Here is a 21754-nt window from a genome sequence, read left to right as displayed (position 1 = left end):
TTTGTAAAAATAAGGAGGAATTTATATGGATAAAAAATATGGTGAATTTGTAGGTGTAAAAGACTTACATTATGCCATAATTACAGCAGATACGGAAGAAGCTTATTCAGCCGACGCACCAAAATATCTAGCTCCAGCAGCAGAGATAACGAATGAGCCGGATTTATCTAATACACCTACGTATTATGACAATAAACCTGCAGATACTTATATAACAGAAGGTGCCACAACAGTTACAATTACGGTTTCCGGTGTACCTATCGAAGATGCGGCTATACTGCTTGGAAAACATTATGATGCATCAACTGGAAGGATGTATGATAGTGGTGAACCAGATCCACCAGATGTAGCATTGGGATTTATTTTTAACAAAGGGAAAACTGATGCTAGACATTATTGGTATTTGAAAGGAAAGTTTAGTGGCGGAAATGAAGAAGGTGCTACAAAGAGCAATGATGTTGATATAAGGACATATCAAATGACATTTACAGCAGTAACTACAACATATCAGTGGTTAATTGATGGAGTTGAAAAATCCTTAAAGAGGATCATAGGAGAAACTACCGACAGCGCATTCAATCCTGCTGGATGGTTTACACAAGTGCAAACGCCAGATACAACTACAGCACCAAGTACATTGACTATATCCAGTGTTCCAGATGATAACGCAACGTCTGTGGCAGTTGATGCAAATGTTGTGCTTACATTCAATAATAAGATAGCATCCTATAATGTAACTATGGTTAAATCAGACTTTACGCCTGTAACTACTGCAAATAGTTTCGATACAGCAGGAAAAGTATTAACAATAAATCCAAGTTCAAATTTAGATGCTGCAAGTGCATACGCTGTTATTGCAACGAATATAAAAGATATCTATGGACAATCTTTATCAAACCAAGTGATAAATTTTGCAACAGCTTAATGGTGGCTTAAATGCCACCTTTTTAATTTATAAAAGGGGGAAAATATGAAAGTCTTAAAACTTAAATTAGGAGATAAAACATATAGTACCGGGAAAATTACAGCTAGAATTACCAGAGAAGCGTTGAAAATCCAAAGAGAAGCTATAGAGCTTGCCCAAAAAGGGACAAAGTTACAAGCTCAAGGTGTTGAAAATGATATGACTGACGAGGAATTAATAAATACAGCAGGGGAATTAATTATTTCAACAGAGGAATTAAATGATCGCAAAGAACAATTAATAATAGATGTTTATGAAAGTAAATTTACTATAGATGAATTAGAAAATAATTTAACAATGGAAGAAATAGACTTAGAGGTCAACAAAATCCTCAATGGAGTAACGGGAGTGGTGAGGAAAGCAACAAAAAACTAAATATGGGGGATGATGGAGAATCTGAACCCGATAACGATTATGACGGACTTATGAGTATATATAAAAAGCTAGTAGATACTTTTAATTGGTGTTTAAATAACATAGATGATACAGACTTTGAAACATTAGTGGATTTTTTGTTTTTTAATACAAATAATCCAAATGTAAAAATAATAAACGGGAAGGAATATCGCAGGGCAAAAGGTGTGCCTAGTTGGTTATAAGGAGGGATGGTTTGATGGCGAGCATAAGTAAATTAGCAGAGAAATGTAAGAAGTGTCCTCATGTAGATTATTGCAATGATAAAAGAATGGAAGCTTGTGCATTTGTGAAAATATCAGAGAAAGCTTCCGTTAATCATACAGTACCAGTTACAGCCTCATTAATGGCACCAATGGCAAGGCCATATACACCAATAACAATAAACATGGGCGAATATGGCAATATAAATACCAGTATGGAAGAAATAAAGGAAAAGATAAAGAAGCAATTTTACAGGAATGCATTCAGTATAAAATGTAGTTTTAATAAGTCTTTTAAATAGGAGGAATAACATGGCTATATCTGTACAAATAACAGCAATAATATGTGTTACTATAATAATTTTATGCTTGATAAATAGAAAGAAGAAAGATGAAGGTAGCAAGTGATGGGGAAATGTAAAGGCGGTAAAGGAAAAGGTAAATAGATAATAATAAGCACTCGAAAGGGTGTTTTTTTATTTTGAGGAAAAGAACGTCGTGAGACATGCTGAACCTCCTAGGTGAGAGTAACAGCCGGGTATGTTCCGGCTGCTCCTAGATAAATTATATTAGGAGGTAAATACAAAATGGATAAATTAGTAATAATAAAAAGAGTTAATGGAATAGAGGATTTATATGTAGAAAGCAAATTAATAGCAATTAAAACGAAAAATAATCATAAAAGTATACTTGATATGATTTATAGATATATGAATCTTATAAAAGAGTTTGGAAAGGTCGCATTTCAAATGCGACCTTTAGAAAGTGGCCAAAAAGAAAAGATTGCATATTTGAATGAACAACAAACTACTTTTCTCATGACATTATTAAAAAATTCACCTGAAGTAGTAAAATTTAAGTTTGATTTAGTGAAAGAATTTTTTAGGATGAGAGAATTATTGAGAGAAAAGTTATCTAGTGACTGGAAGGCAACAAGAGTAAAAGGCAAACTATGCAGAAGAAATGAAACAGATGTAATAATGGCTAAATTAATTCCACTTGCAATATCTCAAGGTAGTAAAAACGCTGGGAAATTATATATGACTTATAGTAAATTAGTAAATAAATGCGTTGGGATTCCTTCTAATAGCAGGGAAAAAGCTACTAAAAGAGTGTTAGATGTAATCTATAACTTAGAAAATTTGATAGAGCATGTTATTTCAGAAGAAGTTGACAAGGAAACTTATTATAAAGATATATACCAGATATGCAAAGGAAAGTGTAATTTAATGGTTGAGTTAAGTTATTTACCACCACAAAGATTGATAGCTTAAGGGGTATTCGTAAAATACAAACCCCTTTTCAAATACATTTTAATAGAAGTTCCTCCTTAAATGCTGTATTATGGAATAAAAAGGGGGATGATGATGTGAATTTTTTAAAAAAGAAAAAAGTAATAATACCAATAATTATTATAATGTGGCTTATTTTAATTGCCTATGTGACTAAATTTGCTGGAGCATTAACAATACTAGGAACTATTGCAGGTGGTATATACTTATTTACCAAGAATGAAAAATTTAAGAGTAAAAGTAAAAAAGTAAAAGCAATAGCTGTGGTTGGTTTAGTGCTTATATTTATATTGGGCGTGAGTGCAGTGACTTATGATCCTGTATTGTTTCAACAGCGAAAAATACAAGCAGAAAAGGTAAAGGTTGAAAAACAAAAACAAGAACAGATAGAGAAACAGAAAGAAGCTGAAGAGAAAGCAAAGAAGGAAGCAGAGGAAAAAGCTAAGGAAACAGCTACAAAGACTACTCCTAAAACAACAACAAAAACTACTAATACTAAGCCTGCCACTCAATCTAAAGCAAAAACAACACCAAAGACTGCTCCTAAAGAAAAAAGTTTAGCTAAATTAGTGGCTGAAAGTTTAGACCATGGTAAAATAATTCCAAAAGCCAATGAACTTACTATACAATTTTCGGGTGGAAATCTTAGTGAAAATATGCTTGTAGAAGGTGGCTTGATGGAGACAATTGAATGTTTTAAAAAAGTTTATAAAACTGATGAATTTAAACAATACAATGTAATACATGTAAATGTTATGTGTGAATTAACTGATCAATATGGTAAAACACTTTCGGTTCCTGGTATGATTTTAACTTTTGATCAAAGCGAATTACAAAAGGTGCAAAACTTTGATAACATAAGCATTGATCAATTAGTTATATTACAAGGGCAATATACAACCGGATTAAATAGTGCGATAAGAAAAGAATTATCACAGAAGAATTTACAAATGTTATATCCTAATAATTGAGAGGGTGAATACTCTCTCTTTTTTAATAGAAAAATATTCTAATACCTCTTGACTGTTAAACTGTTTAACTGTATAATAAGGTTAACAGCTTAGAAAGGAGGTATTACTATTTGGCTGATGAAAAAAGAAGAACCTTTTCAACTACAATATATCCGACAATTTCAAAAAAATTTAAAGTGGCTTGTGTGACTAATAATGAAAATATGAATGAAGTTTTAGAAAAATTAATGGATATGTATGTAAAAGGTGAGATAACTTTTAGAAACGAATAGAGGAAAGTTTATACCGTTCAAAGTAATTAAACCTTCCTCTACCTGCCAACTAAAGTTGGTAAATCTATTATATCATCTTTAGTTGAGATATTCAAATTAAGAAAGGTGATAGCATGAATGAAATTGTAAAAATAAATAATAATGATTTAATGGTTAAAGAATATAAAGAACAGAGAGTTGTTACGTTATGGGATATAGCAAAGTTGCACCAAGTTCCTATAGTAAATGCGAGAAATAATTTTGACAGGAATATAAAGAAACTTATTGAAAAAGAAGATTATTTTCTAGTACCAAAAGAAAGTGAATTTGCTCATACTTTGAGTATAAGCAAACAAATTTCGGTTCAAGCGCTTAATGCTTCGAAGAACATCCCAATATTCACAGAAAGTGGATACTTAATGATGACTAAACCAATGCAGGATGAATTGTCTTGGCAAGTACAAAGGCAACTAGTTAAAGGGTATTTTAAATTACAGGAGATAAAAAGCATTTCAGAAAATATGGTTTTCGATAAAAAGCTGGGAAAATTAAAACTAGAAAAGGAAGGTTTAAAGCTTGCGGTAGATTTATTAAAGCCTAGTAAATCATCTACAGTAAAAATGTTAAAAGACTTTAATACCTCTCAAGGGTTAAGTACAATATATTTACCTGAATATGTGGATGAAGAAGTCGGAATATCTGCTACAGCATTATTGCAAAAATTCAATATTCCAATGAATATAAGACAATTCAATAAACTTATGGTGGAACATGGATTTTTGGAAAGAAAAACTAGACCGTCTACAGGTAGAAGGAAATTTAAAAGTTATAATCATTTAACTGATAAAGGTTTGAAATATGGCAAAAACGAAACTAGTACAAGAGGAAGTGAAAGACAAACTCAACCTCTTTATTATGAAAATACCTTCATGGAACTTATAAATTTTTTAAACTCTTTGAAAGGGGTGATGTGAAAAGAGAATGTGATATACCTGAACAGAAGCAAAACGGAAGCTTGATAGGAATATCTAAAATAGTAGGCAGACCAATACGAAATTTTGATGATTTAACAAATGGTGAACTTTGGGATTTAATATTTGCCTTATTAGGTGTAGATAAAAACAAAATAATATCATGAAATTTAGAGATGCGAAAGCGTCTCTTTTTTTATTTAAAGAAAGGTGAGGATTATGGGGCTTAATAAAAACAAAGAAAAATATATAGAGAATAAAAAAATAGTAAAAGAAATGGCCATCAAAATAGTAAATCTTTTTGCAGAGAATGATTGTACTATTAATCAAGCCAAATCTGCTATAAAAGCAGCTGAAAATTTATTGGATTACAGCAAAGTCAATCTTCAGGGTTGAAATCGATAAGTTGGTCTTTTACAACACCGAATTTCATTTCATAATCAATTGCCAGTGATGCTTCATCACCAGTTGGAGCACTAAAATCAAAAGTTTTCTTTAGATGGAGCATTACTATATCATGAATGATTTGGTTTTTGTCTAACATAATATTCACCTCCTTAAAGGTGATAATTCTACAAAATAATACCAAAACCTTTGGAAGATAATAGAAAGGTAGGTGAGATAAATGGCTGATGATAGTAATAATATTGGCGGTTCCGTGTCACTTGATACGACCAATTTTAAGGCGGGCGTCACGGATCTAAACCGCCAAATAAGAGTAATTGAAAGTGGATTTCGTGCTGCGAGCGCGGGAATGGATGAATGGGGTAAATCGGAAGAAGGATTGCGAGTAAAAATAAACTCTTTAAATCAGGTAACAGATCTTCAAAGACAGAAAATAGCCAACTTGACACAACAATACAAATTAATTGCAGCGGCTAAAGGAGAAGACAGTAAGGAAGCTCAAAATCTTCAGGCAAGAATAAACAATGAAACTGCAACATTAAATAAAAATCAAAAAGAATTAGAAAATACAACAAAAGAATTAAAAAATCAAAGTAGTGTTGTAAGTAAATTAGGTAATGATTATAAAGAATCTTTTGATAAGGCAAAACAATCTACCGGAAATCTTTTTGAACAGGTAAAAAACATAGGAAAAACAATGACAGGAATAGGCGTTGGAATAGCAGCAGGCTTAGGGGTAGCGGCAAAAGGTGCAGCTGACTTTGAACAAAGCATGGCTAATGTTTATTCGGTTATAGCACCAGATGAAGTTACTAAATTTAGTGCAGAACTCAAAAACCTTGCAATTACCATGGGTGCTGAAACTAAATATAGTGCTACAGAAGCAGCTCAAGGGATAGAAGAATTGATCAAAGCTGGTGTTAGTGTAAGCGATATTTTAAATGGAGGCTTAAATGGTGCGTTGTCATTGGCAACAGCAGGAGAAATCAATCTAGCAGATGCTGCCGAAATAGCATCAACTGCATTAAATGCTTTTAAAAATGATGGATTATCAGTTCAACAAGCAGCAGATATTTTGGCAGGTGCAGCCAATGCATCTGCCACATCTGTTTCTGAACTAAAACTTGGGCTTTCAGCTGTTTCTACAGTTGCTTCAAGCGTAGGGTGGAGCTTTAAAGATACAACTACAGCGTTGGCAGAATTTGCACAAAATGGGCTTAAAGGTTCAGATGCAGGTACATCTTTAAAAACTATGCTTATGAATTTACAACCTTCAACAGATGCATCTGCAAATGCTATGAAAAAACTAGGTATTATTACAGCAGACGGTTCAAATAAATTCGTTGATGCTCAGGGACATTTTAAAAATCTATCAGAAGTTTCCAATATACTTCAAGAATCTATGAGTGGATTGACTGATGCGCAACGTTTGACGTATATGGAAACTATTTTTGGTTCTGATGCTATACGTGCTGCAAATATTCTTTTTAAAGAAGGAGCTAAGGGCGCGGACGATATGGCAACTTCTATAGGAAAGATTTCCGCGAAAGATGTAGCAGCACAAAAAATGAATACATTAAATGGAGCAATAGAACAACTTAGTGGCTCGGTTGAAACTGCCAAAATTTCTATAGGAAATGCTTTGATCCCAATATTAAAAGGATTATCTAATATGATACAAGGGGTAATAGACGGATTTAATAATTTAAGTCCTAGCATGCAAAGTACTATAGCAATAATAGGAGTTGTAACAGCTGTTACAACATTGGTGGCTGGGCCATTATTAATATTAGTCGGTATGCTTCCTTTGATATCAGCAGGATTCAGTATGATATTAGGTCCTGTTGGTTTAATTATAATAGGTATAACAGCGGCGGCTACCGCGCTAGGGATTTTTATAGCCACTAATGAGGGGTTTAGAAATGTGGTTGCTGGAATATGGACATCAATTAGTAGTACGGTAGGTGGAGTAGTGACAGCTATAGTGAACTTCTTTACCGTCACTATACCGACAGCATTTAATAATTTTATAACATTTATAGCTCAACTTCCTGGTCAAATAGGAAGTTTTTTTATGCAGTTACCTTCTATTATTGGAAATTTATTCATGCAAGCACTTATGGCTATAGTAAATTGGGGCGCAAATGTTGTAACATGGGTTGCTACAGCCATACCCAATATAATTACGTCCATAGGTACATTCTTTAGCCAATTGCCGGCTAATATTGGATATGCTCTGGGTTTTGTTATAGGGACGTTAGTAAAATGGGCTGTTGATATTGGAACCTGGGTTGTTACGAATATACCAGTCATAATAGGGAATATAGTCAACTTTTTCTTAGAACTCCCCGGGAAGATATGGGATGTACTCACAAATGTTATTAGTCATATAGGAGAGTGGGGGAGTAATATTATTGCTTGGGCTGCAGCTAATCTCCCAACAATAATTGGCAATATAATTACTTTTTTCGCCAGTCTTCCAGGTAAGTTATGGGATATTCTTGTAAGTGCTATTACTCATATAGGGGAGTGGGGTAAAAATATCATAAGTTGGGCTGCTGCTAATCTTCCGGGAGTAATAAGTAATATAGTAAGTTTCTTTAAAAGTTTGCCTGGAAATTTAGTTGATATAGGCATAGATCTTGTAAAAGGTTTATGGAATGGCATAACTGGCATGGCAAAATGGGTAAAAGATAAAATAGGGGAATTTGCTAAAGGGGTTGTGCAAGGATTTAAGGATGCACTAGGCATAAAGTCTCCTTCTCGTATCATGCGTGAGGAAGTTGGAAAAAATATAACCTCAGGTGTTGCTCAAGGTATTGTTGATGGAATACCAAAAGTGACTGATTCAGTAGCGCAGGTAGCCAAAGGTATTATAGATAATAAGGGGCTTATAACAAATGCAATGCAGGGGCTTACAGATACGTCCTCAGATGTTGAAATAACCAATACCAGTACCATAGCAAATGTAATTACCCCAACTGATACTGAAGATCCCGATAAAATCAACGAAGAAAATGGACAGAACTTAAATGAATCTTTGGGGAAAGGTTTAACAGATAGTACGGATAAGGTTACTACTCCTATTAACGGTTTGGTATCTACCGTAAACACCACAATGACTAATATGGCAACATCTATGAATAAAACTGGTCAAGACGTAGATACAAATTTAGGCGTAGGAGTAACTAATAATTCTAGTGCAGCTATAAATCCCGTAAATAATGTAATTGCTACAGTAACAAATAATGTAAAAACTTTTACACAATCATGTATAGGTCATGGAGAGGATACAGATACAAATTTGGGAATTGGAGTAACCAATAATTCAGCAGCAGTTACAGGAGCAGTAAATAATGTAATCACAACTTTAGGGAATAGTCTGAATACCTTTGCTGTATGTGCGGTACAATATGGGCAAGGTACAGATACATCCATTGCAAGTGGTATAACCAATACAGCAAGCGCAGTTACAGGAGCTATAAGTAATTTATTAAGTAATGTTACGAGCATATTAAACACTTTTGTTAGTTCTTGCACTTCTATAGGAACTGCGATTGTTACTTCTATAGGTGAAGGAATAAAATCAAGCCAAGATAATTTAACAAGCATAGTGCATAATTTAACCCAAAAGGTAATTGAAGCTTTTACAGGTAAAGATGGATTTGATATACATTCACCTTCAAGAAAATTATTTGAAATAGGCGCAAACGTTATTCAAGGTTTTATAAACGGTATGTCTTCTAAAGATGCATTAGCTTTTTTCAAAAATAAAATAGGTGGTGCTATATCTGGAGTAGCTGGAAATGTGGCAGGGTGGCTAAGTACAGCATTAGCACTCACAGGAACATCTATGAGTTGGTTGCCTGGGTTAGAGAAATTAGTACAGGCTGAATCAGGAGGTGATCCTTCTGCATGGAATCCGATACCAGTCGGAAAGAATAAAGAACATGCTACAGGATTATTACAAACATTACCAAGTACATTCGCTTCATATGCTATGAAAGGATTAAATAATATTCTAAATCCTATACACAATGCTGTAGCAGCTATAAATTATATTAAAAAAACATATGGAAGTGTATATAATACTCCACTCTTTACAAGCGGTGGGGCTTATGTAGGTTATGAACGTGGAACTAATAATGCAGCAGCAGGGCCAGCATATATAAACGAAAAAGGATGGGAGTATGTAGACTTCTCAGGCGGTGAAGTTATAAAAAGTCATCAAGATAGTATTGATATGTTAAATCAAGCTGCAAGCGCAATAAACCTAATGAATAATGCTTTATCTGGTATGAAATTAGCAACACCAAGTACAGTAAATACCAATACAACCACACAAAATTCATCCTCTAATTTAAATATAGATGGAGATGTGAGCATAACTCTTGAAATGGAAGGAAAAGCAACAGCGCAAGTAGTAATGCCTTGGCTTGAAATATTGCAAGGTAAGAATCTTAGAAAGAAATTAAAAGGGGTGACAGGCTAAATGGTAATGCAAATAAATTATAATGGTAAAAAGTCATTTACTGATTTTGGGCTAGTCCTTAATTACTTCAAGCCACAGCCTCCAACCCCAAATGTAATTAAAATTCAAGTACCTTTTATGAGCGGCTCATATGACTTTAGCACCGTTGGAAGCCAAGGAGAAATTACCTATGCAGATCGAAAAATAGAGACACAATTTCAATTTGTAGGGCTTAAAAAAACAGAGATGTTCATTAGATATTCTCAGATTTTAGAGTGGCTTATGGGGCCAGGCAAGCAAAAATTAATTCAATCAAACGATCCTACATGGTATTACATGGCTAAAGTAGATGATGTCCCAAGTTGGGATAACTTAGAAAGATTAGGAACTTTAAAAATAGACTTTATAGCCGATCCATTCAAATATAATATTGATAATTTTGGAGATGATATTTGGGATGATTTTTGTTTCCTTACTGATTATACAGCATATACAAATGAGTTTTCTATAAGTGGCACCACTACGGTTAAAATTTATAATAATGGTAGAAATGTAAGCCCTGTTATAAATTGTAGTTCTACAATGACATTAACTTTTGGCGGGAAAACATACAATTTAACAACTGGTGATAACATTTTATATAGTGTAAGATTTGTAAATGGAGAGAATGATTTAATCATAACGGGTAATGGAACTATACAAGTAAAATTTAGAGCAGAATCATTATGAGGAGGTGGTTATTTGTATAAAGTTTGTATTTATAATAATGGAGTTGAAACATTAATACATTATCCAATACCAGATGATTCATCACCGCATCTAAAGGAATTACCTCTTGACGAAAGTTTAAGCGAAATCTATACATTAAAATTTCCTATATATCCAAATAATCCAGGATATAATCTTTTGTACGAATTGACTACTAAAATAAAAGTAATTGATAGCAGAGATAATTCTATAAGATTTACAGGTAGAATTTCAGATATTACTCCCAATATGGATGGTACGAGCATATATAAAGAGATTGAATGTGAGAGTGCATTGACATATTTAAATGATACTAAAATGAGAAATGAAGCACTTTTAGGAAGCTTAAGCACTAAGCTACAAATTATCCTAACAAGTCATAATTCCAAGGTAGATAGTTCAAAAAAAATATATTTGGGTACCATTGCAGTTACTTCAAGTAATGCATACCAATGTGATTACAAATCCTGTTTAGCTACTATTACGGATATGAAATCAAAGAATAATATTGATGGAGATATAAGAATCAGAGAAAATAATGGACTTTTATACCTTGATTGGCTTACACCTTTTACAAATAAAGTTATCGAACTTTATTTAGGTACTAATATCCAAAAGATGATCTTAGATAAGGATATGGACAACTTTGGAACTAGAATAATTCCGTTAGGTGCTAATAATCTTACTATAGAAGATGTTAATGGAGGGCTTGACTATATAGAGGATGCCACTGCAAAGGCTTTGTATGGAGCTATTGAAATGACTGTATCTTATAGCGATACAACGGATGCACAAGAGCTATATGATGCTTGTTTGACAGATATACAGGATGGCAAATATACTCAACCAACTTTAACATTATCTACTACAGCATTAGATTTAAGCTATCTTACAGGAGAAAAAACAGAGGAATTTGAACTAGGGGCAACATTACACATAACAAATTCACTTATGGGTATAGATGCTAAATATAGGATAGTTAAATTGAGTTTGAACCTATTAGAACCTTACAACCCTAATATAACAATATCGGCTAACTATAAGACTTCTAGCGATATTATTAACGATACTAGGAATAGCAGTATAAGCAATAATAGTGTCCACAATGGTGTGCAAGTCGGTGATGATTTTGGTATTAGAGTAAAAAGTAGTGATGATAAAATTATTATTACAATTAATGCCCTCGAAGGTATTTCTATAGAAGACGCAGTTAATAATCTTAAATTGTTCTTTATAGATATCGAAAATAGGACATTAACTATGGACGGAATACAACAGATAACTAAAGCCGGAAAAGTAATCATTGAAAATACTACCAACGACAATGGAGGTTTATTTGAGATATATGACAATGACGGTAATTTAAATTTAAAAGCTGGATCTGAAAATGGTACTTCTGATAATAATGGCGGTACTTTTATTTTGTATAATGATTCAGAAGATAAACCGCGTATTGAACTTGGAATATCAAAAGATTATGATTCTGGAACTATAAATTTAAAAGATAATTCTGGCGTTAGAGTTGCGATATATGCAGATAGCAACCAAGGTGCAGGGATATTCATCTTGGATAGTTCGGGAGATACCAAAAGTTATATAAAAGAGGATCAAGGGAAAATTGACGGTGAAACTATAGCAACTCGAAATTGGGTATCAGATAATTTTCAACCAATATCATAAAAGCATTTGTAATTAAAAGTTACAGGTGCTTTTTTATTTTTAAAAAAGAGGTGATGCGAATGTCAATTGATGTAAGTCAAAGAGTCGCACAAATTAGGACTGCAGAGTATGGAAAAGACGTAAGAGAGAATTTAGCAGGAGGCATTGAGGATATAGCTGATGATGTGAATGATTTTGAAACTACTTCCACACAACAGCAAGCACAATTTGAAGTCTCTATAAATAGTAGGCAAACAAATTTAGAAAATGTATTCAACCAGGAAATTGCAAATCAAAGTGTAGAAAACCCCTCTAACATGGAAACCGTAGCAGCTAGAACAGATAATGTAAATAATACAACTTACAATACTATAGGACAAAGATTAGATAATCAAGCGTCACATTTGGCAGATGTTGTACTAGTAACATGGTTTGGAGCTAAATGTGATGGAATAACAGACAACACAATTGCTTTTAAGAATGCTTTTGCGACAGGAAAAGAAGTTATAATACCTAATACTAATCCTGATTCATTCTATAAAATAAGTGAAGTATTAATAATAACTAACAATGTAGTAGGAGTAGGACTACCAAAAATTAAAATGTTTCCTGTTAATCCACAAGACACAGTAAATAATGCAGGTAAATCACAAATTTTTAGAGCAGTAAATCAAATAAATAGTAAGATAAAAATTTCTGGCACTTATTGTATTGGTAATTGGGATGGTATAAGTACTATTACTGAACATAGTCATATTATAGCTGTCTGTGCATCTGATAATGTTGAAATATGTAATAATATTTTTGAAACACCACAAGGTGATTGTGTGTATGTAGGAGCATATACATTTGACGACACTATTAAAATAAAAAATACATCTGACAATCCCAATATACATGATAATATTTTTATAAATCCCTATCGTTGTAGTGTCGCTTTAGTTTCTTCTGAAAATCCTAAAATAAAAGATAATCAAATAAGTAAAAATAATACATTTGTTTCCGCAATAGATATAGAGCCTAACAACAATGATGGAACATATATTAAAAACATAGAAATTGAAAATAATATATTCAATATAAATAACGTTATTACATCTATTTTAATAGTAAATAAGTCTGCTAACTCAATTAAAGATGTAAAAATTAAAAGCAATACTTTTAACACAACGGGATATGGTATTCGTGCAAGTGACCAATCATCAAATGCTAATTTAGGAAATGTAGAAATATATGATAATAAATATAATGGCAACAATATTTCCAGTGGTTTTATCAATATAAATTGTATAAGTGATTTTATTGATATAAAAAATAATAAAGATATCGGTATAGGCGCGACATGGTTTATTACACAAAGCAATAATATAAATGTAGAACAAAATACGTGGAAAAGTTTAGATGGGGTAACAGATAGATTGAATTGGCTATTAATAGGAGAATCGCCTATTATACGAGTATCAAAAAATGATATATATAATTGTGATAATATAGATGGGGCATTAAGAATCGTTGGTTATGATACCACTATTACCAAAAATGTAGATATTACTGAAAATAATTTCTACAATGTTAAACGAGCCATAGGCATAGATAACAGAACGGATAATACTTTGTTCCAAATTGAAAAACTGCAAATAGTAGACAATTCTATTGATAATTACTTTGACGGTATACATCTTGCGTGTAATATATTAGATTTAATTATAAAAAATCAGTATAAAGGTATTGGTGTACCAGTAGAATACAATTCATTTTTTTCGTATGGTACTATTGCATCACCGGAGTTTTACAATATATCTAATGATATATATGCTACAGCAATGCCAACTAGCGGAACATATACAAAGGGCCAAGTCGTTAAAAATATTAATCCTGTCGAAACAGGTACGAGTGGTAATATGTATATTGTTTTCGGATGGATATGTATTACAGGAGGTACCCCTGGTACCTGGCGAGCACTTAAAATTTTAACAGGAAATTAAGATGGGAGTGAGTCTTATGGCATTACAAAAAACAATAAATTTAAGTAACGGTTTAGTTGCTTCAAATGCCTATATAAGAATAGATACAATAAATGGATATAAAGGCAGATTAGATATATCAGTAAATTCTTATATATCGCAAGCAGATTTTCAAGGGGGTAAAGGATATTTAGAACAAAAGTTCTATCATTTTGCGCCATCCATTGAAGATTCAGCACCGAATTTTATAAAACAAGGATATGAACACTTGAAAACGCTAGATGAATTTAAAGATGCTATAGATTTGTTAGACGAAGGACAGACTACGCAATAGAAAATTAATGCGACATAACACATTCAGAGTTTTGGATTTCTCCAGAACTCTTTTTAATATTTAAGATAGGAGGTGCAAAATGGAAAACTGCAAGGATTGCGCTTACATGCTCAACCTTAACAAAGATGTTAGTGAAATAAAGGAAAATATTAAAGACACGGATAAGAGGGTGGGGGAGATGGAAGTATGGGCAGGGGAAACAAAAGGACAGGTTAAAACAATATTTAATATGCTCACTAAAATAGAGAAAAGTGTAGATGAAATCAATAAGTCAAAAAATAAATTCCTAACAGGAATAGCAAGCGGCGTAGCTATAACCGTAATAGCTACTTTTTTATTGCAAATTTTAAAAACATTTCATTGGTAAAGGAGGAATTTTTACGAGAAGGAATAAAATAATATCATTTATCATTACACTAACTTTTATAGTTGGTGTTTTTTTTATGCCCAAAAGTGTTCAAGCACAGCAAGTTACAAAAGATAATCTAAATAATTTCATATGGATATGGCAACTTCAGAACGAAGTAAATCAGTATGGAAGCATAGAAGCCTTAATATCTCATTTAAAGAGCATTGGTATAACTAATGTGTGCATAAAGTATCATGAGGGTGCAAGCTATACAGGTGGCGGCATAAACTTTAAAAACGATTATTTAAAATATTATGATGCATTTAAGGCGGCTAGATTTGCGGTTGGTACTTGGGGTTACAACTATTTCAATTATCCCGGAACAGAAGCAAATATAATAGTGGAAGCTTTGCAGAATTCAGATTATTATATTTACGATCCCGAGGTAGATGTAAGTAATAAATGGACAGCTTCAGCAAATGTATGTGCTACAGTAAGACGTTCTACCAATAAGCTTATAGGCTACAGCACATTTCCTATAGCTACTTATCACCAAGACATTCCATATTCAGTGTTCAATCAATATTGTGATTTCACTTCTCCACAGATTTATTGGGGTGAATTGCAATGGAGCGCGCCAAAAGCCATAGAAAGAACCAAAAGTGATTATGCATCATTAGGTCTAACACTCCCAATATATCCAAGCATACAGACCTATGGAGTTACCACAGATTCATACAGCACTTTTAAAAATTACGGATTTAAGTTTTTTGGAGCGTGGGATCTAGATGAAGCAGATAATGCTTTTTATAGTGGATTAAACGGGAGTACTACAGCACTAACTAAGGTCACTACAGATGCGCTGAAAGAAAGTATTGCTAATCTGCAATATGATTGTAATTTGGTGCATGGTACAAGTTTGCTTGTAGATGGTATTGCAGGGACTAAAACTCTTAATACTCTTAATTCTTATCCTATAGAAATAAATTCTAACAATGTTGTTAATCAATGGTTACAGCAAAAATTAATTCAATGGGGGTATCTAGGGAAAGGCAATGGCACTGGTTACTGGACACAAGCTTGTTTTCAGGCCATCACAGAACTTCAAAAGAATTGGGGTAGGAGCACTGATGGTATCATTGGCAAGGACACATGGACAATATTTTTAACAAATTAGAGAGCTGTAAAGGGCTCTCTTTTAATTTATAAAAAATGGAGGAATGTAAAGTGTATACAGACGAACAAATTAAAGTAATTGAAGAGGATAGGAGTCAATCTAAACAATTAAATATTTATTTATTGGCAGGTTTATTGAGAATATTGCAATCTGATACAACTGATGATATCAAAAAAATTGTTACTGAAACTATTAAAAAAGGTAAATCTGTTTATCCAGAAGTATTTCCAGACAAAGAAAATTTTAATTAAATAAATTAAGGAGGAATGAAAAAGATGAATGTATATCAAATTGTTATAGCTGTACTTACTGTGGTTATAGGAGGATTGGGTATTGTATTTTTTAAGAAGAAAGGAATAACAGCATCTACTTTTCTTAAAACAGCAGAAACAGGGTTGGATAGTGCAGAAACTATTATACAGATGGGCGAAAGTCTAATAACTAATAAGTCAAGTAAAGTTTTAAGTTTCCTAAACATACTTGATAAGTTGGTATTAAAAGCAACAAAAGCAGTACAGCAACTATATATATCTTCTCAACTTCCTGCAGAGCAAAGAAAAGATAAAGCTATAGAAATTATAAAGGAAGGGTTAAAGGCCTTTGATATAAAGATCACACCTGCAATAGAAAAAATCATAGATGCTAGCGTAGAAGAGATAGTTTTAGATTCCAAGACACCAGAGGAACAGCGCAATCAACGCCAAGATAATTTACTCCAACAAGTATCACAACTCCAAGCACAGGTAACTCAGCTTACAGCAGAAAAGACAAATTTGGAGAATCAAAAACTGCAGCTTGAACAGCAGATTCAAACAATTTCAAGTGCTGTGCAAACACCCCAAAACACCAATGCCATTCAAACTGTATAAAATAACAAAGCCATGGAGTTTACCATGGCTTTGTATTAAAATATATTAAGTTGAGCAAGACGTAAAGTATTTTTGTGATATCAAGCATTATATCCAGTTAATCCATATTTATACATATAGATTTCATACTCTCTAATCAAATAACTTTCTAATAAATTTATATCCCTTTAAGGCATATTCTAAAGCCATATTATGTTCAAATCCAGCATTTCTAGCTAATTGATACCTGTACAACTGAGGGTTGTCCATGTTCTTTAAATTATCTTTTATCATATGATAATCATGTGTTACTACTAGTTGTTTACCATCTTTATTAATAACTTCTGGAGGTTCTGCATTTCTAATCTTAGTTATAAACTCATCAAAGTCCATTATTGATTAATTAACAATATCAAACAAGATACTAATATAACTGTAATTAAACCTCCAACGACTTCCTTAAGATGCTTGTGTTTAAATCTTCTTATCTTGTATTTATTCATTCTTATTATCCCCTTTCTTTTTTCTTTTGACGTCAAAAATTCGTCAAAAATAATTTTCAAAACATGTCTTTTTTAGCCAAACGATAATTTTATATTTAAGCTACAAATGGTTTAACCACTAGCTTTAGACAAGTTTGTCTGTTTATGTCTATGGTCATTGAATTCGTTTTTGGAATCATACTCTCGGGAATGCTTTAGATCAATTGGAGTATGGATTTGATTCAGGATTATTAAAAGCAGAAACTATATGGGAGGCTTATGCAAGGCAAGGTAAAAAAAGTATATTGTTTAATTATCCTACAGCATGGCCACCTAAGACCCAAAATGATATTTATGTAGATGGTACAAGTATTTATACAAATTTAAGGGGATACGTAGATTATGAAAAAGTATATAGCTGTATTGAGGGTGATTTTCCTATAAAAGAAATACCTCATGTGCTGGATAATACTGGTACCGACTGTAGAGTTGAAGGTGAGGTATCCTCTATAAAAGCAGATATAAGCAAGTCTGAATACGATGGGTACGGGTATACTCCATCTGATATTGTGACTTCAGAAGCAGATGGTGAATCATCTGCAGATATTCCAAATTCAGATAAGGTAATCACTCCTATCAAAGCTGCTGATGGATGGAAGAATGCACCTAATAAATCAAAAGAAGTTATTTTGCCAGTTAATAATGGTATGACAAGGCGATATGGATTGATAGTAGCAGAGGATGGAAAAAACTATAATAAAATAAAAATATATGTCAGTAAACAGGATGATAATCCAATTGGAGAGACAGAGGTAAATCAGTGGAGTCACTGGATTTATGACAATTATAGGATTAATGGCAAAATCACTAAAGTAGCTTATAAAATAAGAGTAATTGATTTAAAAAGCGATGGAAGTAAGCTGACCTTTTATTATTCATTTGCACTTGATTTATACAATGGAAAATATTTTTATCCATCTGAAATAGGCAGGGAAATATATGATGAAGTTGGACCTATGCTGCAGCCAGCCAATTACGATAGGTTAAATGAAACTGCGGATAAAATTATGCTTGAGTCCATTACGGAAATGTATGATTGGCATGTAAAGGCTATTGATTACTTGTTAGATAATAAAGAATGGGATCTTTTGTATCTTCATATGCACGGCATAGATATGTACAATCATTTTTATTTGGATTATACATTTAAAGAGGTTTCTAGAGAATATAAGAGATATCAGGAGTTGATATATAAGATTTACGAATTAAGCGATAATTTTATCGGGGAAATGTTAAAACGGCTTGATGGAGATACTGCCATTTTCATTGTTTCAGATCATGGTGGTGTTGGTAAAAATCCATATACAGAATATCCTCTAATAGGAGATATGTGGGGCATAAATACTGGAATAATGGGAGATATGGGATATACAAAATTAAAAGAAGTCAATGGGAAACTCCAGATAGATTGGGAGAAGACTACAGCGGTTTCACAGAGGGCTGCATTTATCTATATAAATTTAAAGGGAAGAGATCCTGAGGGAATTGTAGAACCAGAAGATTATGACAGATTGGTACAAAAAATAATAGATGATTTATACAATTATAGAGATCCCAAAACAGGTAAAAGAATAATAAGTTTTGCTTTAAATAGAAATGATATGGAGGTTTTAGGACTTGGAGGGGAGAATTCAGGAGATATATTTTATATATTAGAACCTGAGTTTACCAGATGCCATGGAAATGGGTTAAGCAATCATACACTGCTGGGCTATTCTATGAAAGCATTATTTGCAGCTGTAGGGGCCGGCATAAAGAGAGGAGTTAGCATTGATAGAAATGTTGGGGTGGAGGATATAGTTCCAACTATAAGCTATTTGACTGGAGTGTCTGTTCCTAAAAATACAGAAGGCGGCATAATATATCAGGCATTGGAGGAGTAATTAATTTTATGGATAGGGAATTTATTTCAAGTATAAATGAAGATAATTTTGATAATCTAACTTTTGAAAATAATACTCCTGCAGTGGTATTTTTTAACGCGGAGAGATGCAAAGTATGTAATATAATGCATCTAATTATAGAGGAAATGGCTGAGAATTATTATAACAAATTAAATGTTTATTCAGTTGATGTGGATAAACATGACGCATTAGCACAAAGATTCAGGCTAAGTGGCATACCTACTCTTTTAATATTTAAAGGAGGAGAAATAGTAGAAAAAATTACTGGTTTTCATAATAGAGATGCACTGGATAAAATAATTAAAACAGCAATAGATAATATAGAGAATAAATTCACTATTTGAGGAATGATTTTTATGTTAAAGAAAATATTTAATCTATTAAAAACTAATATCGTAAAGCACAGATATAAACTGGTTTCTATAATATCAGTTGTTGTAGTATTTCTGCTCTGGTATATAGGCAGTAAATTTAATTGGTTCAATCCTGTATTTTTACCATCCCCAGGTGCTGTATGGTCTGTATTTGTTGAAACTTTAAAGGAAGGATATAAAGGATATCCTCTATATTTTCACATATTTGCAAGTATGAGAAGATTGTTTACTGCTCTGTTTTTAGCTTTTATAACAGCTGTGCCATTAGGGCTTGCAGCTGGAAGCTCTAGGTTGCTGCTTGCTATATTGGATCCATTTATTGAATTTTATAGACCACTTCCTCCTCTTGCTTACTATACACTTTTAGTATTGTGGTTTGGCATAACTGATGTTTCTAAAGTAATACTTCTATTTTTAAGTGCATTTGCACCTCTTTTTATTACTGCAGTATTCAGTGTAAAAAAGATACCCCAAGATAGAATAAATGGATGCAGATCTCTTGGAGCATCTAAATTTAAATTATTTGTTTATGTTATATTTCCATCTTGTTTGCCAGATTTGCTTACAGGGTTTAGAACAGCAGTAGGAGTGGCATATGCTACATTGGTAGCTGCAGAAATGGTAGCGGCTGTTTCTGGAATTGGCTGGATGGTATTAGATGCCAGTAAGTTTTTAAGAAATGATGTGGTATACATGGGAATTATAATTATGGGTATAATTGCTATATTTATTGATGCTTGTATTAGGCTTGTCTTAAGAAAGATTTCACCCTGGATTGAAGCAGAAGACAGATTATAAAGTAAAAATATTTAAAGAGAACAGCATGCGTTATTTATAATTATGAGGAGAGATAATAATGATAATAAAAAAACATCTTAAAATTGTTTTAACATTTATAACTATAGGAATTTTAGCATTTACAGTAGGATGTCAAAACGGTAGTAAAAGTTCTGACGCCGAAGATAATAAGCCCAAACAAATTCGTATTGGATACATGACATCTCCAAATGGAGAACTCCTTGCGAAAGCCACGGGCGCTGTGGAAAAGAAATTTCCAGGCATAAAAATTTCCTGGATAAAATTTGATGCAGGCCGTGATATAATTACAGCTATGGCCAGCGGATCATTGGATCTTGGAACCATAGGCACTCCCCCTGCAGCATCTGGAATAGCAAATGATCTTCCATACTATGTATATTATATTGACGACATTATAGGAGATAGTGAAGCTTTAGTGGTAAAAAACAATTCTGGAATAAATTCAATTAATGATATAAAAGGAAAGAAAATAGCTACTACTTTTAGTTCAACTTCCCACTTCAGTTTATTAAATGCGTTAAAATTAAATGGTATTAAAGAGTCTGATTTGACGCTTCTTGACATGCAGATGCCTGATATATTGGCTGCATGGCAAAGAGGAGATATTGAAGGGGGCTATGTATGGGAGACAACTAAGTCCAAGCTTATAGCTGATGGAGGAAAGGTTATTATAACATCTGGGGATTTAGCTAAAAAGGGAGCTATTACAGGTGAGCTTAGTATTGTTCGTAAAGATTTTGGAGATAAATATCCTGAAATACTTAAACAGTATGTCTCAGTTTTGAATGATTCTGTACATCAATATAAAGAACAACCAGAAGAATCTGCTAAAGCTCTTTCAAAGGAATTAGGATTATCAGAAGAGGATACACTTAAATCCATGAATGAAATAATTGTTCTTGATGCTAAGGATCAGGTAAATGAAAAATATCTTGGAACCTCAAAGAAACCAGGAGATTTTGCAAAATTATTGAAAAGTACTGGAGATTATCTGGTAACGCAGAAGGCAGTAAAATCTTCACCGGATTTATCCGTATATCAAAAAGCTATATTAACAAAGTTATATGATGAAGATAACAAATAAGGGGATGTAGT

At 32.8% G+C, this 21754-nt stretch carries 25 protein-coding genes; 23 read left to right on the top strand and 2 right to left on the bottom strand.

Going from position 1 to position 21754, the window contains the following annotated elements; translation table 11 throughout:
* The first annotated feature begins 25 nt into the window (after nucleotides 1–25).
* The 10 genes from BS101_RS11925 to BS101_RS22740 all read left to right on the top strand — a co-directional run bounded on the left by BS101_RS11925 (nucleotide 26) and on the right by BS101_RS22740 (nucleotide 5462).
* The gene (locus BS101_RS11925) at nucleotides 26–925 is read left to right on the top strand and encodes a major tail protein (protein ID WP_073539022.1); all 900 of its coding nucleotides are present in this window, start codon (nucleotides 26–28) and stop codon (nucleotides 923–925) included.
* A 45-nt stretch (nucleotides 926–970) separates the two neighbouring features.
* On the top strand, nucleotides 971–1339 hold the full coding sequence (gene gpG / locus BS101_RS11920; RefSeq protein ID WP_073539021.1) for a phage tail assembly chaperone G: 369 nt from the start codon (nucleotides 971–973) through the stop codon (nucleotides 1337–1339).
* A gap of 2 nt (nucleotides 1340–1341) precedes the next feature.
* A complete protein-coding gene (locus BS101_RS11915) occupies nucleotides 1342–1563 on the top strand; it encodes a hypothetical protein (protein WP_073539020.1) in 222 nt (73 codons plus the stop codon).
* A 14-nt stretch (nucleotides 1564–1577) separates the two neighbouring features.
* A complete protein-coding gene (locus tag BS101_RS11910) occupies nucleotides 1578–1883 on the top strand; it encodes a hypothetical protein (protein WP_073539019.1) in 306 nt (101 codons plus the stop codon).
* Nucleotides 1884–2168: 285 nt separating this feature from the next.
* Nucleotides 2169–2855 carry a Rha family transcriptional regulator gene (locus BS101_RS11905; RefSeq protein WP_073539018.1) on the top strand — a complete coding sequence of 229 codons (687 nt, stop codon included), beginning with the start codon at nucleotides 2169–2171 and terminating at the stop codon, nucleotides 2853–2855.
* Between the two features lie 95 nt (nucleotides 2856–2950).
* Nucleotides 2951–3844 carry a hypothetical protein gene (locus BS101_RS11900; RefSeq protein ID WP_073539017.1) on the top strand — a complete coding sequence of 298 codons (894 nt, stop codon included), beginning with the start codon at nucleotides 2951–2953 and terminating at the stop codon, nucleotides 3842–3844.
* A gap of 110 nt (nucleotides 3845–3954) precedes the next feature.
* Nucleotides 3955–4116, top strand: coding sequence for a hypothetical protein (locus BS101_RS22750; RefSeq protein ID WP_156876039.1), 162 nt, complete (start codon nucleotides 3955–3957; stop codon nucleotides 4114–4116).
* A gap of 113 nt (nucleotides 4117–4229) precedes the next feature.
* The gene (locus tag BS101_RS11895; protein ID WP_073539016.1) at nucleotides 4230–5069 is read left to right on the top strand and encodes an ORF6N domain-containing protein; all 840 of its coding nucleotides are present in this window, start codon (nucleotides 4230–4232) and stop codon (nucleotides 5067–5069) included.
* Nucleotides 5066–5233: a hypothetical protein gene (locus BS101_RS22745; RefSeq protein WP_156876038.1), complete on the top strand. Its 168-nt coding sequence runs from the start codon at nucleotides 5066–5068 to the stop codon at nucleotides 5231–5233. The genes BS101_RS11895 and BS101_RS22745 overlap by 4 nt, the downstream gene beginning before the upstream one ends.
* Before the next feature lie 52 nt (nucleotides 5234–5285).
* Nucleotides 5286–5462 (top strand): hypothetical protein, encoded by a 177-nt coding sequence (locus BS101_RS22740; protein WP_156876037.1) that lies wholly within the window; start codon nucleotides 5286–5288, stop codon nucleotides 5460–5462.
* On the opposite strand, the gene BS101_RS22735 is transcribed toward BS101_RS22740, so the two are convergent.
* Nucleotides 5446–5610 (bottom strand): hypothetical protein, encoded by a 165-nt coding sequence (locus tag BS101_RS22735; protein ID WP_156876036.1) that lies wholly within the window; start codon nucleotides 5608–5610, stop codon nucleotides 5446–5448. The genes BS101_RS22740 and BS101_RS22735 overlap by 17 nt on opposite strands.
* A gap of 81 nt (nucleotides 5611–5691) precedes the next feature.
* On the opposite strand from BS101_RS22735, the gene BS101_RS11890 reads away from it, so the two are divergent.
* The 9 genes from BS101_RS11890 to BS101_RS22350 all read left to right on the top strand — a co-directional run bounded on the left by BS101_RS11890 (nucleotide 5692) and on the right by BS101_RS22350 (nucleotide 17041).
* Complete coding sequence (locus BS101_RS11890; RefSeq protein ID WP_073539015.1) at nucleotides 5692–9963, top strand: phage tail tape measure protein; 4272 nt, start codon at nucleotides 5692–5694, stop codon at nucleotides 9961–9963.
* On the top strand, nucleotides 9964–10671 hold the full coding sequence (locus BS101_RS11885; RefSeq protein ID WP_073539014.1) for a distal tail protein Dit: 708 nt from the start codon (nucleotides 9964–9966) through the stop codon (nucleotides 10669–10671).
* 12 nt (nucleotides 10672–10683) lie between these two features.
* Entirely contained in the window at nucleotides 10684–12369 is a 1686-nt protein-coding gene (locus tag BS101_RS11880; protein WP_073539013.1) for a phage tail spike protein, read from the top strand.
* Nucleotides 12370–12428: 59 nt separating this feature from the next.
* A complete protein-coding gene (locus BS101_RS11875; RefSeq protein WP_073539012.1) occupies nucleotides 12429–14333 on the top strand; it encodes a hypothetical protein in 1905 nt (634 codons plus the stop codon).
* A gap of 1 nt (nucleotide 14334) precedes the next feature.
* Nucleotides 14335–14646 carry a hypothetical protein gene (locus BS101_RS11870; RefSeq protein ID WP_156876035.1) on the top strand — a complete coding sequence of 104 codons (312 nt, stop codon included), beginning with the start codon at nucleotides 14335–14337 and terminating at the stop codon, nucleotides 14644–14646.
* 79 nt (nucleotides 14647–14725) lie between these two features.
* Nucleotides 14726–15013, top strand: coding sequence for a hypothetical protein (locus BS101_RS11865; RefSeq protein WP_073539011.1), 288 nt, complete (start codon nucleotides 14726–14728; stop codon nucleotides 15011–15013).
* A gap of 76 nt (nucleotides 15014–15089) precedes the next feature.
* Nucleotides 15090–16172 carry a peptidoglycan-binding domain-containing protein gene (locus tag BS101_RS11860; protein WP_073539010.1) on the top strand — a complete coding sequence of 361 codons (1083 nt, stop codon included), beginning with the start codon at nucleotides 15090–15092 and terminating at the stop codon, nucleotides 16170–16172.
* A gap of 50 nt (nucleotides 16173–16222) precedes the next feature.
* Nucleotides 16223–16423: a hypothetical protein gene (locus tag BS101_RS11855; RefSeq protein WP_073539009.1), complete on the top strand. Its 201-nt coding sequence runs from the start codon at nucleotides 16223–16225 to the stop codon at nucleotides 16421–16423.
* A gap of 15 nt (nucleotides 16424–16438) precedes the next feature.
* On the top strand, nucleotides 16439–17041 hold the full coding sequence (locus BS101_RS22350; protein ID WP_156876034.1) for a hypothetical protein: 603 nt from the start codon (nucleotides 16439–16441) through the stop codon (nucleotides 17039–17041).
* A 132-nt stretch (nucleotides 17042–17173) separates the two neighbouring features.
* Here the strand turns inward: BS101_RS22350 and BS101_RS11845 are convergent, their stop codons facing one another.
* A complete protein-coding gene (locus BS101_RS11845; RefSeq protein WP_073539008.1) occupies nucleotides 17174–17413 on the bottom strand; it encodes a hypothetical protein in 240 nt (79 codons plus the stop codon).
* A 313-nt stretch (nucleotides 17414–17726) separates the two neighbouring features.
* Between BS101_RS11845 and BS101_RS11840 the strand changes: the two genes are divergently transcribed.
* Genes BS101_RS11840 through BS101_RS11825 form a run of 4 tightly spaced genes read left to right on the top strand, consistent with a single transcriptional unit; the run spans nucleotide 17727 to nucleotide 21743 of the window.
* The gene (locus BS101_RS11840) at nucleotides 17727–19445 is read left to right on the top strand and encodes an alkaline phosphatase family protein (RefSeq protein WP_242951250.1); all 1719 of its coding nucleotides are present in this window, start codon (nucleotides 17727–17729) and stop codon (nucleotides 19443–19445) included.
* A gap of 8 nt (nucleotides 19446–19453) precedes the next feature.
* Nucleotides 19454–19810, top strand: coding sequence for a thioredoxin family protein (locus BS101_RS11835; protein ID WP_073539007.1), 357 nt, complete (start codon nucleotides 19454–19456; stop codon nucleotides 19808–19810).
* A 12-nt stretch (nucleotides 19811–19822) separates the two neighbouring features.
* Entirely contained in the window at nucleotides 19823–20638 is an 816-nt protein-coding gene (locus BS101_RS11830; RefSeq protein WP_073539006.1) for an ABC transporter permease subunit, read from the top strand.
* 58 nt (nucleotides 20639–20696) lie between these two features.
* Complete coding sequence (locus BS101_RS11825) at nucleotides 20697–21743, top strand: glycine betaine ABC transporter substrate-binding protein (RefSeq protein WP_073539005.1); 1047 nt, start codon at nucleotides 20697–20699, stop codon at nucleotides 21741–21743.
* Nucleotides 21744–21754: the final 11 nt, after the last annotated feature.

Origin of the sequence: Clostridium kluyveri (assembly GCF_001902295.1) — a bacterium.
Taxonomy (GTDB): Bacteria; Bacillota; Clostridia; order Clostridiales; family Clostridiaceae; genus Clostridium_B; species Clostridium_B kluyveri_B.
The sequence above is the reverse complement of the archived record's forward strand: the minus strand, read 5'-3'. Positions and strand labels throughout refer to the sequence as shown.

Bases quoted from the DNA above. Each gene is read 5' to 3' on its own strand.
- BS101_RS11925 (WP_073539022.1), top strand. From the start codon at position 26: ATGGATAAAAAATATGGTGAATTTGTAGGTGTAAAAGACTTACATTAT.
- gpG (WP_073539021.1), top strand. From the start codon at position 971: ATGAAAGTCTTAAAACTTAAATTAGGAGATAAAACATATAGTACCGGG.
- BS101_RS11915 (WP_073539020.1), top strand. From the start codon at position 1,342: ATGGGGGATGATGGAGAATCTGAACCCGATAACGATTATGACGGACTT.
- BS101_RS11910 (WP_073539019.1), top strand. From the start codon at position 1,578: ATGGCGAGCATAAGTAAATTAGCAGAGAAATGTAAGAAGTGTCCTCAT.
- BS101_RS11905 (WP_073539018.1), top strand. From the start codon at position 2,169: ATGGATAAATTAGTAATAATAAAAAGAGTTAATGGAATAGAGGATTTA.
- BS101_RS11895 (WP_073539016.1), top strand. From the start codon at position 4,230: ATGAATGAAATTGTAAAAATAAATAATAATGATTTAATGGTTAAAGAA.
- BS101_RS22740 (WP_156876037.1), top strand. From the start codon at position 5,286: ATGGGGCTTAATAAAAACAAAGAAAAATATATAGAGAATAAAAAAATA.
- BS101_RS22735 (WP_156876036.1), bottom strand. From the start codon at position 5,610: ATGTTAGACAAAAACCAAATCATTCATGATATAGTAATGCTCCATCTA.
- BS101_RS11890 (WP_073539015.1), top strand. From the start codon at position 5,692: ATGGCTGATGATAGTAATAATATTGGCGGTTCCGTGTCACTTGATACG.
- BS101_RS11885 (WP_073539014.1), top strand. From the start codon at position 9,964: ATGGTAATGCAAATAAATTATAATGGTAAAAAGTCATTTACTGATTTT.
- BS101_RS11875 (WP_073539012.1), top strand. From the start codon at position 12,429: ATGTCAATTGATGTAAGTCAAAGAGTCGCACAAATTAGGACTGCAGAG.
- BS101_RS11870 (WP_156876035.1), top strand. From the start codon at position 14,335: ATGGGAGTGAGTCTTATGGCATTACAAAAAACAATAAATTTAAGTAAC.
- BS101_RS11865 (WP_073539011.1), top strand. From the start codon at position 14,726: ATGGAAAACTGCAAGGATTGCGCTTACATGCTCAACCTTAACAAAGAT.
- BS101_RS11860 (WP_073539010.1), top strand. From the start codon at position 15,090: ATGCCCAAAAGTGTTCAAGCACAGCAAGTTACAAAAGATAATCTAAAT.
- BS101_RS22350 (WP_156876034.1), top strand. From the start codon at position 16,439: ATGAAAAAGATGAATGTATATCAAATTGTTATAGCTGTACTTACTGTG.
- BS101_RS11845 (WP_073539008.1), bottom strand. From the start codon at position 17,413: ATGGACTTTGATGAGTTTATAACTAAGATTAGAAATGCAGAACCTCCA.
- BS101_RS11835 (WP_073539007.1), top strand. From the start codon at position 19,454: ATGGATAGGGAATTTATTTCAAGTATAAATGAAGATAATTTTGATAAT.
- BS101_RS11830 (WP_073539006.1), top strand. From the start codon at position 19,823: ATGTTAAAGAAAATATTTAATCTATTAAAAACTAATATCGTAAAGCAC.
- BS101_RS11825 (WP_073539005.1), top strand. From the start codon at position 20,697: ATGATAATAAAAAAACATCTTAAAATTGTTTTAACATTTATAACTATA.